This window comes from Streptacidiphilus sp. MAP12-16 (assembly GCF_041262165.1).
Lineage (GTDB): Bacteria > Actinomycetota > Actinomycetes > Streptomycetales > Streptomycetaceae > Streptacidiphilus.
Genome location: NZ_JBGCBY010000002.1, coordinates 129789 through 141855 on the forward strand (window position 1 = coordinate 129789; position 12067 = coordinate 141855).

At 69.0% G+C, this 12067-nt stretch carries 10 protein-coding genes; 9 read left to right on the top strand and 1 reads right to left on the bottom strand.

The window, feature by feature from the left end; genetic code table 11:
* Positions 1-11: 11 nt before the first annotated feature.
* From ABIA33_RS02620 to ABIA33_RS02655, 8 genes are all read left to right on the top strand, one after another.
* Complete coding sequence (locus tag ABIA33_RS02620) at positions 12-2792, top strand: lantibiotic dehydratase (protein WP_370076440.1); 2781 nt, start codon at positions 12-14, stop codon at positions 2790-2792.
* Positions 2789-3847 carry a lantibiotic dehydratase C-terminal domain-containing protein gene (locus ABIA33_RS02625; RefSeq protein WP_370076442.1) on the top strand — a complete coding sequence of 353 codons (1059 nt, stop codon included), beginning with the start codon at positions 2789-2791 and terminating at the stop codon, positions 3845-3847. Before ABIA33_RS02620 ends, ABIA33_RS02625 begins: the two co-directional genes overlap by 4 nt.
* Positions 3844-5076: a metalloprotease gene (locus tag ABIA33_RS02630; RefSeq protein ID WP_370076444.1), complete on the top strand. Its 1233-nt coding sequence runs from the start codon at positions 3844-3846 to the stop codon at positions 5074-5076. Before ABIA33_RS02625 ends, ABIA33_RS02630 begins: the two co-directional genes overlap by 4 nt.
* The gene (locus tag ABIA33_RS02635; RefSeq protein ID WP_370076446.1) at positions 5073-7046 is read left to right on the top strand and encodes a TOMM precursor leader peptide-binding protein; all 1974 of its coding nucleotides are present in this window, start codon (positions 5073-5075) and stop codon (positions 7044-7046) included. The genes ABIA33_RS02630 and ABIA33_RS02635 overlap by 4 nt, the downstream gene beginning before the upstream one ends.
* A gap of 291 nt (positions 7047-7337) precedes the next feature.
* Positions 7338-8300, top strand: a complete 963-nt coding sequence (locus ABIA33_RS02640; RefSeq protein ID WP_370076448.1) for an ABC transporter ATP-binding protein — start codon at positions 7338-7340, stop codon at positions 8298-8300.
* A complete protein-coding gene (locus ABIA33_RS02645; RefSeq protein WP_370076450.1) occupies positions 8297-9106 on the top strand; it encodes an ABC transporter permease in 810 nt (269 codons plus the stop codon). The genes ABIA33_RS02640 and ABIA33_RS02645 overlap by 4 nt, the downstream gene beginning before the upstream one ends.
* Positions 9107-9240: 134 nt before the next feature.
* Entirely contained in the window at positions 9241-9396 is a 156-nt protein-coding gene (locus ABIA33_RS02650) for a thiazolylpeptide-type bacteriocin (protein ID WP_370076452.1), read from the top strand.
* Positions 9397-9588: 192 nt separating this feature from the next.
* Positions 9589-9747: a thiazolylpeptide-type bacteriocin gene (locus ABIA33_RS02655; protein WP_370076454.1), complete on the top strand. Its 159-nt coding sequence runs from the start codon at positions 9589-9591 to the stop codon at positions 9745-9747.
* 110 nt (positions 9748-9857) lie between these two features.
* Here the strand turns inward: ABIA33_RS02655 and dacB are convergent, their stop codons facing one another.
* Positions 9858-11405, bottom strand: a complete 1548-nt coding sequence (gene dacB, locus ABIA33_RS02660; protein WP_370076456.1) for a D-alanyl-D-alanine carboxypeptidase/D-alanyl-D-alanine-endopeptidase — start codon at positions 11403-11405, stop codon at positions 9858-9860.
* Between the two features lie 333 nt (positions 11406-11738).
* Here dacB and ABIA33_RS02665 point away from each other — a divergent pair, with 333 nt between their 5' ends.
* Positions 11739-11948 (top strand): hypothetical protein, encoded by a 210-nt coding sequence (locus tag ABIA33_RS02665; protein WP_370076458.1) that lies wholly within the window; start codon positions 11739-11741, stop codon positions 11946-11948.
* Positions 11949-12067: the final 119 nt, after the last annotated feature.

Sequence of the window (12067 nt, forward strand, 5' to 3'; positions counted from 1 at the left end):
AAGGGAGCGCCATGACGGTCGGGCACTCGACCCCCGTGAACGCCGGCCGCGGCGCGGAGGCCCGGATGCTGAGCCGCCGCTTCATGATGCGGGTCGCCGGGCTGCCGATCGAGGCGTTACACGGCCTGCGCTGCCCGGAGACACGTCGGCGGGCCGACGAACTTCTGTGTGAGGAGGCGCGGCTGCGCACCCTGGGTGCCGACCTGAGCGACCGGCTCGGCGCGCTGGTCAAGGCGAACGAGGACGACGGGCAGCGGCGCAAGGTTCTGGCGCTGCGCCGCCAGGTGTTCAACAACCGCCTGCCCGCTGATCTGCCGGCGGCGCTGGAGCTCGCCGACCTCCTCAGCGGACCCACCGCTGAGCTGGCCGCCGGCTGGCTGACGGATCGGCAGCGCTACGAGGAGTCGCGCAGCAGGGCGGCCGCCGCGTTCGACGAGGATCTCGCCCGCAGCCGCGCCGAACTGCGCAGGCTGGCGAAGGCAGACCGGCTGCGGCTGGGACTGCTGCTGGCATCGCCCACCTTGGACAGCCAGCTGGACGCGTTCATCAGCGCCGCGAACGCCACGCCGGACAAGCGCGGACGCAAGCTGGAGCGTTCCCTCCTGGCTTACCTGTACCGCACGGCTTGCAAGCCCAGCCCGTTCTCCACATTCACCAGCGTGGTGCCGGGACGCTTCCAGCCGGACGGCGAACAGGAGACGGCGTTCAGTCCGGAGTGGTCGAGTCATCCCCGGCTCAACGTCCTGGTGCTCGCCAGGCTCGCCCAGGTCATCGCGGCGGACGGGCTGCGCCGCAGCGACCTACCCGTCGCTCCGGCATCCGGTCTCGTGCTTGGCGAGGGTCGGATCCGCTACGTCCGCCGCTCGCTGACGTCCGGCGACGACAGCAGATCGGTGACCTTCGACACCGCTCAGGACCGGGTCTTCTTCCTGCGCCGCAGCGGAATACTGGAGCGGCTGCTGGAACTCTTCCAGCAGCGCCCGGACATTCGCTGCGGCGAGGTGCTGGCCTGGCTCGGCGCCAACGCGAACGCCGAGCCGGAGGAGACCGAGCGCTATCTCGCCGCGCTGCTGGACCTCGGCCTGCTCCAACTGCCCGCCCTGGCAACGGATGCGCACGACCACGACCCGTTGCGCTCGTTCCAGGCCGCGCTGCGCGCACTCGACCGCCCCTGGGCCCACGAGGTCGCCGAGCGCCTGGAGGTGGCCGCCGCTTGGATCGCCCGGTACCCGGATGCCGACACCGCAGATCGGCGTGCCATCCTTGCCCGGCTTCGCCGAGAACTGCTCGACATCCAGACCGAACTGGGCGCCGATCCGGCCTCACTGCCGCAGATCCTGCTCTACGAGGACGTCACCTCGGCACCGATCCAGGCCGACCTCCGGACCTGGGAGCGGCTGGCCGCCGAGCCGCTCAACGCGCTGTCGGCCCTCTTCCCCGCCTACGACGTGATGCTGGCCCAGCGGCTCACCCTCAAGGGCTTCTTCGTCACCCGCTACGGGCGCGGCGGCCGCTGCGAGGACCTGCTCACCCTCGTCCACGACTTCCATGAGGACCTGTTCGACCGGTACCTGGAGCACACCGAACGCAACCCGCAGCGCGCCCATGACGGCAGCCACCCGGCCGAGGTGAACTGGCTGGGCCAGCCCGGGATCACCGCACTGGACCTTACCCGGCAGGAGTTCACCGCCCGGATTCGCCGGAAGTGGGCCGAACACCCCTTGGGCGCCGAGGAGTTCCTGATCGACCCGGCCACAGTCGAAGCCGCCTCGGCCCATCTGGCAGCGATCCCACGCGGGTTCGAACCGCAGAGCTACTTCCTTCAGTTGGCCAGGCGGGAGGGCGACCCGCTGGTGGTCCTCAACAACGCCTACGGCGGTCTCTGCTTCCCGTTCACCCGGTTCACGCACTGCTTCGACGGACCGGGTGGGACCGTTGGGCTCTCCGCGGACCTCCGGGAGACTCTGCGGTCATGGCAGCCCGACGGCGTGGTCTTCGCCGAGATCACCGCCGGGTCCGCCACCACCAACCTCAACCTGCACGGCCGGTTGACCGACTACGAGATCGTCTGCCCCGGTGAGACCAGCACCGCCGCTCCGCAGGCCCAGCTCCACCTGGACGACCTCTACGTCGAACACGACACGTCAGAAGACCGGCTGGTCCTGCGTTCCCGTCAGCTGAACCGCGAAGTGGTGCCGTTCTACTTCGGCTACATGATTCCCAACGCGCTGCCCGAGATCCCGCGCACCCTGCTGCTGCTCTCACCGACCTTCCACGTGGCTCTGGACGTCTGGCGCGGCGTACCCGACAGCCCGGCCGTCGACGGTGTCACCAGCCGGCCCCGGGTCCGCTACGGCAGCGTGGTCCTGCACCGGCGCAGCTGGACCGCAGCGGCGGGCGCGCTTCCGGTCCGCGAGCCCGGTGACACCGAAGCGGAGTGGTATCTGCGCTGGCAGCGCCTGCGGCAGCGCCTCGGGCTGCCCGACCAGGTCTTCGCCAGGGTGTACCAGGACGGGGAAGACGGTGCGGACGGGGCCGGCGCGGTTGGGGTCGCTGCGGTTGGGGTCGCTGCGGAACGGGGCCGCAGCAAACCTCAGTACGTCGACTTCGACAGCCCCCTGTCGCTGCTCGCGCTGGACGGTGTCATCGGCGGCAGGCAGGCGCAGGTCGTCCTGGAGGAGATGCTGCCCGCCGAGGACAGCCTCTCCGTGCGCTCCGAACGCGGCAATCACGTGGCCGAACTCGCGGTGGAGATCGTACCGATCCCGATCGAGAAGGAAGGACTGGCATGACGACCGACTTCGGATCCGAGCCCGACGACACCGCCGGGGCGTGGCAGGCGTTCCACATCTTCTACGCGGCCAGCCCGCGCCCGCTGCTGCTGCAGTGTGTCGAACCGCTGATCGACGAGCTGACCGCCGAGGGGCTGCTGGCCGGCCACTTCTTCATCAACTACTGGATGGAGGGCCCGCACGTCCGACTGCGCCTGCGGCCCTCCTCTCCCGACGCCGCCGCGCCGGTACGGGAACGGGCCGAGCAGGCCATCGCCGAGTTCCTGCGCAAGCGCCCCGCGCTGTACGAGATGCCGCCCGGCTACCTCGACGAGTACTACGACAAGCTCTTCGACCTGGAGTACTCGCCGGACCAGCGTGAACGCATGACGGGCTCGGACGGCAGGATGCGGCTCCGGGCGAACAACACCTTCAGCACCGAGGAGTACGAGCCGGAGTACGCCAAGTACGGTGGTCCGGCCGGGGTCGCGTTGGCCGAGTGGCACTTCCGGCACTCCAGCGGCCTGGTCCTCACCGCCAACCGCACGCTGAACCTGCATCTGCGCACGGTCGCCCTCGGCTTCTCCGCGCAGCTGATGATGGTCATGTCCGGGTGCCTGCTCGCGGACGACGACCTGCTGCTGGATTTCTTCGAGCGCTACTACGCCTACTGGGACGGGGCCTCCGCGTCCCCCGAAGCCACCGACAGGGCAGGTTTCGACCGGGTCTACGAGACTGCCGACGCGTCGCCGGCATCGCGTTTCCGGCGGATCCTCGAGGCCGTCGGGCGGGACGACTTCGCCAGCATGCCGGGCACCTTGCGCCTGTGGGCTGAGCACTGCCGGGAATTGCGCGAGCGGGTCCTCGACCTCACCCGCCGCGGTGAACTGCTCTTCGACGGATCGGAAGGACAGGGAGGCGTGAGGGTCACCGCCCCCGAGCTGACCCTGCCCCGGCTGCTCGTCCCCTATATGCACATGACCAACAACCGGCTCTCGATGACCATCCAGGACGAGGCCTACCTCGCCTTCATACTGGCCCGGTCCCTGCGTGAGTCCCGGATGTCGGCGTCGTGAGCGTTCCCGAGATGCTGCAGGGCCGCCCTCAGCTGCGCCCCGACATCCTGGTCAGTCGCCCGTTGACGCGAGGACCGGCGCGGATCCATCTGCTGCTGGATCCGCAGACCGGCGCGCGGATGGAGGTCGCGGCGAAGGTCCACTTCGTCATGGACCGGCTGGACGGGGTCCGGACCCTGGACGAGATCGGGGACGACTACGCCGCCCAGTACGGGGTCCGGCTGGGCGAGCCGCAGTGGCGCCAGCTGCTGGGGCTGCTGTACGGCCGGCGACTGCTGGTCGGCACCGCACACGGGACGATGCCGGAGCAGACCGAACGGCCACGATCCTCACTGCTCGAAGGTCGGATCGAGCTGGTCCCGGACACCCCCGCGCTGATCGACCGGCTGCATCGGGCCACGGGCTTCGCCCGCCGTCCGCTCTTCCTGGCCCTCCTGCTGCTCCTGCTGGTCGCGCAGCTGGCCGGAATCGCCGCCCACCTGCCTGCGCTGGCAGCCAGCGCAGCCTCGCTTCGGCACGAACCGCCGGCGCTCCTGGCAGTGGCGGCCGCGGTCTGGGTCAGCATGGCGCTGCACGAGCTCGCGCACGGGCTGGTCGGCCGAGCTGCCGGCGGGAGGGTCACCGAGATAGGTGTGCGCTGGCGGCTCCCGATGGCGTACCTGTACTGCGAGGTGGAGAACGTCCGCTTCTTCCCGCGCCGTCGGCACCAGGTGGCCACGGCCGGGGCCGGGGTGCTGGCAAACCTCGCCCTCCTGCTGCCGGTCTACTTCGTCTGGCTGCTCCTCGGCGAACCCACCAGGACCCACCCTGTGCTGGGCGCGCTGCTGCTGATCGGTGCCGGGGCGGGGTTGGTCAACCTGCTCCCCCTCTCGCCACTGGACGGGTACAAGATCCTGGAGTTTCTGCTCGGCACAGCCCAACTCGCGACGGAGAGCCGCAGGTTCGCCGTTCTGGCCGCAAGCCGCCTGGTCCGGAGGGGGCCCGGCGTCGGCACATACCCCGCCCGATTGCGGCTGGTCTACGGCGGCTACGCGCTCGGATCGACCGTGCTGACCGGCGCGCTGCTGGCGGTGCTCGGGCTGTTCTGCCGGCAGCTCGTGCCGGGCGGGTACGCCTGGTTCGCCGGCATCCTGCCACTCCTCGTTCTCACCGGCATCTTGGCGTTCCGGACCTGGCGCACCACCAGGACCACCACGACCGGTGGGACTCGTAAGTCCGGTAAGAAATGAGCAACGTGACCCCTCTGGAACTCCACATGTCCGCCGGGCCGCTGGACACCGCACGGGACGAGCTGCAACGACGGCTCACCCGCTGGGCTACGCCGCAGTCCGGGCCCGGGGTGCCTCTGCCCCCGCCTCCGCGCGTCTCCGCCCTCGGGGACGCCGACGCGCTGCGGCCGGAGCCGGCCGCCAGGGTCGAGCAGCGGGCCCGGGCCACCATCCATGTGACCTCCGAAGCCGTGCTGATCGGCCCTTGGGGCGGCGAGACGGAAAGAAAGGCCTGCGGCAACTGCCTGGCCGTACGCTGGCAGCGGCTGCGTGGCAGCGCCGAGCGCGACGCGCTGGAGACCGGCGCCGCCACCACCGCGCCGTCTCAGTGGCCGCTGATCACGGACTTCAGCGCGGCCGCGGTTTGGGCAGTCCACCAGTTGGTCACGAACCACGCCGGGCAGACGGCCCGGGCCTCAAGGGAGGCGGCGGACGCGGGTCTGCCGCAGGTCACCAGGGTGGACCTGACGACCCTGCGGACCTCCACCGTCGCCCTCCTCGCCGAGCCGCTGTGCCCCTACTGCGCCGGGGTCCTGGCGGAGAACGCGACCGCGACCGACGACGGCCGGTCGCAGCCCCCCGCGCTGCGGTTGGTCCCCCGGCTCAGACCTGCTGAGAACGTCTACCGGCTGCGCTCCCCGGCTTCCTACGGGCTGCCGGGCGGCGCACTGGTGAACCCGGTCTGCGGGGTGCTCGGCCCACGTGCCTGGCCCGACGTCTCATCCCCCACCACGGCGCCGGTGGCGGGCAAGATCCTCATGCGAACTCAGGCCGGGCTGGGTGACATGACCTGGAGCGGCAAGGCCAACTCCTTTCGCGGCAGCCGGGACCTGGGCTTCCTTGAGGGGCTGGAGCGGTACGCGAGCACCCACCGCCGATCCGGCAGCCCGCTGCTGGTGGAGGCGTACGACAACCTCCGGGAGGCCGCCCTCGACCCGCGCGACTGCGGCGACTACGCGCCCGAGACCTATGCCGGCAATCCTTCGCTCAGCCCCTTCGACCCGGCCAGGCCGATCCCCTGGGTGCAGGGCTACTCGCTCCGCGACCGGCACCCGATCCTGGTTCCGCTCCGGTCGGCCTACTACTGCGAGGGCACCGCGGCCGACGACTTCGTGGACGAGTGCTCCAACGGCTGTGCCATCGGCAGCTGCCTGGAGGAGGCCGTGCTGTTCGGACTGCTGGAGGTGATCGAACGGGACTCCTTCCTACTTGCCTGGTACCGCGACACCCCGGTGACCGAGATCGACCTTGGTTCGTGCGACAGCCGGCCGATCCGGGACATGGTCGACCGCGCCGCCCTCGCGGGCTACGACATCCACGCCTTCGACACCCGGGCTGATCTCGCTGTCCCGGTGGTGACCAGCCTCGCGGTGCGCCGTGACGGCGGACCCGGCCTGCTCTCCTTCGCTGCGGGAGCGGGATTCGACCCGGCCTCCGCGATCGAGGCCGCCGTCTCCGAGACGCTCACCTACATCCCGCAGCTGCCCGGACGTGTACGCGAGCAACTGCCCGAACTCGAGGCCATGGCACGGAACTTCGATCTGGTCAGAAACCTCCCCGATCACTCCGCGCTCTTCGGTCTGCCACAGATGGCACAGCATGCCAGGAGCTACCTGGAGCCGGTCGCGACCGGCTCGTTGGAGCAGATCTATGCCGACTGGCAGCGGCAACGCCCCCGCTCTCAGGATCTCCTGGAGGACGTGCTCTTCTGCCGGGACGAGCTGGTCAAGGCCGGCTTCGACGTGATCGTCGTGGACCAGACCTCGCCGGAGCAGGAGTTGCTGGGGCTACGGACCGTTCGCACGCTGGTGCCCGGACTACTGCCCATGGACTTCGGCTGGTCCCGGCAGCGCGCCATTCGGATGCCCCGGCTGCGCGCCCCGGGCCTTCGGGACGACGCGTTGCGTCTGGTCCCGCACCCCTTCTCCTAGGGTCTGTCCGGCCGATCTTCGCGGGCGCCCACCGCCTGGCACGGCACCTCGCCGCGTTGGCGCACCGCCCTGGTAGCTCCGCTACGAAGGGCGCTCCGCCGCCTTGCGAGGCACCGCACCAGACGGCGTGCGCTGATCCGCGAAGATCGGCCGGACAGACCCTAAGAGGGTGCCAGCGCCTGTCCGAGCACCGATGACCAGCCAATATGAAGGAGAAGCAATGTTGCTCTGTCGACCGAGGACGGAATACTCCGTCAAGGCACGGCTCACATCGTGGGCGGGGTGGGCACGATGAGCGCGGTGGTTGTGGACGACCTGCGCAAGAACTATCGCGGGAACGAGGCCGTTCGCGGCGCGAGCTTCACGGTCACGCGCGGTGAGATCTTCGCGCTCCTCGGCCCCAACGGTGCGGGCAAGACCACCACTCTTGAGATCCTCGAAGGCTTTCGTGCGCGGGACAGCGGCCGTGTGGAAGTACTGGGGCGCGATCCGGGCGACCGGGCCGAAGGCCGCTGGCTCCGCGAGCGGATCGGGCTGGTCCTGCAGGACATCGCGGTCGAGCCGTACCTCACCGTGCGCGAGACCATCTCGCGCAACGCCGGGTACTACCCGAACCCGCGCGGCGTCGACGAGGTCATCGAACTCACCGGCTTGGCCGGCAAGGAGCGGGCGAAGGTCAAGGACCTGTCAGGGGGTCAGAAACGCCGTCTGGACCTGGCCCTGGGGGTGATCGGCAACCCGCAGCTGCTGTTCCTGGACGAGCCCACCACGGGCTTCGACCCCAGTTCCCGGCACAGTGCATGGGAGGTGGTGAAGAATCTGCAGGCCACCGGCACCACGATCCTGCTGACCACCCACTACATGGACGAGGCCCAAGCGCTCGCCGACCAGGTGGCGGTGATCGTCTCCGGCCGGATCGTCGCCTCCGGTACCCCGGCCACCATCGGCGGCCGGGACAGTGCGCGCAAGCGCATACGCTTCGCCCTTCCCCCGGGCGTCGATGCCGAGAACCTGCCCCTGCCCGTCACCGGCAGGGCCGGCCGAATGGTCACCGTGGAGGTCGACGAACCCACCCGGGCCCTCCACGAACTGACCGGCTGGGCCCTTCGGCGAGACATCCTGCTGGACGGGTTGACCATCGAGCAGCCCAGCTTGGAGGACGTCTATCTCAGCCTGGCCGACCCCCTCACCGGGCAGGCCGCGTCCGCGCCGGGCGCACCGCAGCTACAGTCGACGAGCCGGAGCCGATCATGAGCAGTCTGAGCACCACCGCAGTACTGGGTCCGGGTCCACGCACTGGCCTGCGCGGCAGACTGAAGCTGGTGGTCCACCAGATCAGGTACGAGCAGCTGTCCTTCTGGCGAAACCCGCAGTCCGTCTCCTTCACCTTCGCCCTCCCCGTGATGGTCATCGTGATCTTCGGAGCGGTCTTCGGCGGTGAGCAGCAGGACAGCTTCTTCTACGGACTCTCGGGCATGCAGTACTTCACCCCCACCGTGGCGGCTCTCTCGGTGCTCGGCGCGTGCTACGGACAGCTCGCGGTCACCCTGTCCATCCGGCGCCAGAACGGGATCCTGAAGCGGCTCCACGCCACCCCCGTGTCAGCCTGGACCTACTTCCTGGGCCTGCTGGCGCACTGCGTGGCGGTCAGCGTCATCGACGTCGTTCTGGTCATCGGCACCGGCGCCCTGTACGGGGTGGCGCTGCCCACCCACTGGGCCGCGATCGTGGTAACCCTCCTGCTGGGTGTCGCGAGCTTCTGCGCTCTCGGAGTCGCGGTCTCCTCGCTGATCAGCAACTCCGAGGCCGCGTCGTCGGTGGTGCAGTTCATCCAGTTTCCCCTGCTCTTCATTTCCGGCAACTACTTCCCGATCCATTCCGGACTGCTGAACAGCATCGCCGGCCTGCTCCCCATGCGGCCCTTCAACCAGGCCCTGCTCGGGCCGTTCGCCCAGCACACCGGATTCCAGTGGCACCAGCTCGGCGTCCTGCTGGCTTGGGGGACCATCGGCACGCTGATCGCCGTCCGCCGTTTCCGCTGGGATCCCCGTCCTGAATAGCGGCCGGTGCGGCCTTTTGGCGTCAGTGAAGTGACAGTGCCAGGAGGGCGGTATGCAAGTGGAGCCCGATAGAAATGAACTGCAAGAGAGACCGTCTGTTCGAGAGAACAGCCTGAATACCCTGAGGAGTCATCATGCCCAGCAACGACACGGCACTCGCGTCCCTGACCCAGGAGATCCTGGAACTGGAGTCGGACACCTTTGAGATCACCGACTTCGCGGACGCGAGCGAGGTCATGAACGGTACTTGCTCCAGCACCACCAGCTCCTGCTGCTGGAAGAAGGCCTGATCGAACAGCAGCCCTCGCCGGGGATCCACCCGGCGAGGGCTGCTGCTTTTGTGAAACGCATCCGGTGCGGCCTTTTGGCGTCAGTGAAGTGACAGTGCCAGGAGGGCGGTATGCAAGTGGAGCCCGATAGAAATGAACTGCAAGAGAGACCGTCTGTTCGAGAGAACAGCCTGAACACCCCGAGGAGTCATCATGCCCAGCAACGACACGGCACTCGCGTCCCTGACCCAGGAGATCCTGGAACTGGAGTCGGACACTTTCGAGATCACCGACTTCGCGGACGCGAGCGAGGTCATGAACGGCACCTGCTCCAGCACCACCAGCTCCTGCTGCTGGACCTCAAAAACCTGATCGAACAGCAGCCCTCGCCAGGGATCCTCCCGGCGAGGGCTGCTGCTCTTTGTGCCCAGCCTCGTGCTGCAGGCGCGCGTAGGGATGAGGTCAGCCAGTGTCGCCTGCTGTCACAGGTGTGCCGAGGCCTCCTCCTGCAGCAGGGCGGAGATCTGGTTGCTGTCGTCGAAGATACGGAGGACGCCCTGGATGTCAGGGGCGGTGGCGGAGTTGACGAGGACGACGAAGATGAGCAGGTGGCCGTCGTCGGTCTGCAGGTAGCCGGCCTGGCTCTGATCCGCGACGTCGAGCTGCCCGTTGAGCCGGTCGAGGCCGATGATGGTGCCGGGCTTGGCAAAGACCTTGCCCTTGGCCGGGCAGTGGGGGCAGGAGATCGCGTTCGAGCCGTTGACCCCCAGGATGGGGAGGGACAGCCGGAACGCGGCCGCGTCAGGGGTGTGCAGCCAGTAGTCGAGGATCTGGGCGAGACCGACCGGAGTGGCCTTTTCGGTCGCATCGCCGCCGCGCCCGTCGTCGAGCTGGAACTGCGTCGGGTCGATGTGCGCGACCCTGGTCAGGAAGTCGTGCTCGACCGCGAATCCGCCGGCGAAGCAGTCCTTGCTGCCCCGCAGGACGGCCATGTTGCACAGGGCCAGGTTGGCGCCGAGGTTGTGGCTGACCTTCAGGATCAGCTTGGCGTACTGCCGGTAGGGCGGGGAGACGAAGGCGGCCACCCGCGGATCGTGAGCGTAGGACCTCGGCAGCGCGCGCTCCGGGTTGGGACCGGTCGGCTTCGCGGTGACGGTGACGCCCGCGCGGCCGAGTGCCTCGATCAGCGCGGTGCGGCCGTAGGCGTTGGGGTCCTGGATGGCGGACGTCCGCAGGAGGGGCTGCGTCCCGGCCGCGATGGTGCCTGACACGGTGATCCTGGTGCCGTCACGGGAGGCCTTGACGGTGATGTCCGTCGCGCCGCCGGCTGCCACCGTCTTCACGTCGAAGGCGACGCTGTACGGCTTGACCTGCGGGCGCCAGAACAGCTTGGCCGGGTGCCCGGCCGTGGTCGGAGTGGTGAGCAGGTCGATGAGATTGTCGTTGATGATCAACGGGGTGGGCTGCGGGTCCAGATCCGGGGGCGTGAAGATCTTGGGATCGATGATCACGTCGCCGTTGACGCGGGTGATGCCGGCGTTGCGCACCTGCCGGGCGATCTGGTTCAGGCCCGCGAGCGGGTCCTCCGGGGTGAGGGTTGCGCCTGGCAGGTCGTTGGCGGACGTGTGGTCGACGTTGGTGTAGTCCACCGAACCGTCAGGCTTGGTCCGGCCACCCATCGTCAGGTCGCCCTGGGCCACCAACGCAAGGTTCCCGTTCAGGGCCGACCCGCGGCGTGTGCCCGTCGCGTAGACGGGTGTGGTGAAGCGGTGGTCGGGGCCCAGGCTGTGCCAGGCGGCCGAGAGGGTGACGAGCTTGGTGTCCGACCCGGGGACGAAGGACTGGCGCGCGAACTGGGAGTGGATCACCTCCCCGTTCGAGGGGTCGACCTCGTACACGCCCCACTGTGCGGTCTGGTAACCGGGCTTGTGCATGATCGCCTCGACGGCCGGCGGGAGGTCGTAGCCGTGCTCCGCTGCGAGTACGCGCGGGGGCGCGGTCGCCAGCGCCGTGGGAGCGGTGGCGGCCACGGCCGTAAGGGTCACGAGCGTCACGCAGGCAGCGGCCCAGGGCCGCAGCCGACTACGGAACATCGGTTTCATGCATACCGCCGCTTCTGGAAGACCGACCAATGCCGGAAAGATCCTGAAATGTCCAGACTGTTGCGGCAGCATCGTACGGCCCGGACCCACGCACATCCGGCGGTCCCGCAGCAGAATGACGGCATATCAGGCACAGATCATCCCTTCAGCCGATGGCAACGTGCCCGGCCCTCTCCTGGCGCAGCGCCATCATCAGATGCCGCCTGGCATCCGTTGACATCTCACCGGCCAGGATCTTGATACCTGCCGGCGGCCGCGTCGTTGTCGTCGGGGCGTAGAGGAGCGCTGTTCGGGCTGCTGCTCCTGGCGGTCAACGACCACCTGCTGAAACGGGAATGGCCCGGCATGGTGACCGGCGAGCTCAGTGACGTCGCCGGAATGCTCGTCGCGCCGCCGCTCCTCGCGGTCGGCCTGGCACTGACGCGCCGTCGGTCCTCCGCGTTGGCCCCCGGCGTGGGCCCGCGTGGGTGAAACGCCGAGTCGGACCGTGCACGCCGGCGGCGACCGGGGTACGCGTGCCATGCCGCACAGAACATTCGGCACCGCTGTGACACAGCTACGAGGGTATGGCCGGGGTACGGCCGGAACGG

Excerpts from the sequence above, each read along its gene's own strand:
- ABIA33_RS02635 (WP_370076446.1), top strand. The coding sequence starts at position 5,073 with ATGAGCAACGTGACCCCTCTGGAACTCCACATGTCCGCCGGGCCGCTG.
- ABIA33_RS02640 (WP_370076448.1), top strand. The coding sequence starts at position 7,338 with ATGAGCGCGGTGGTTGTGGACGACCTGCGCAAGAACTATCGCGGGAAC.
- ABIA33_RS02650 (WP_370076452.1), top strand. The coding sequence starts at position 9,241 with ATGCCCAGCAACGACACGGCACTCGCGTCCCTGACCCAGGAGATCCTG.
- ABIA33_RS02620 (WP_370076440.1), top strand. The coding sequence starts at position 12 with ATGACGGTCGGGCACTCGACCCCCGTGAACGCCGGCCGCGGCGCGGAG.
- ABIA33_RS02655 (WP_370076454.1), top strand. The coding sequence starts at position 9,589 with ATGCCCAGCAACGACACGGCACTCGCGTCCCTGACCCAGGAGATCCTG.
- ABIA33_RS02645 (WP_370076450.1), top strand. The coding sequence starts at position 8,297 with ATGAGCAGTCTGAGCACCACCGCAGTACTGGGTCCGGGTCCACGCACT.
- ABIA33_RS02625 (WP_370076442.1), top strand. The coding sequence starts at position 2,789 with ATGACGACCGACTTCGGATCCGAGCCCGACGACACCGCCGGGGCGTGG.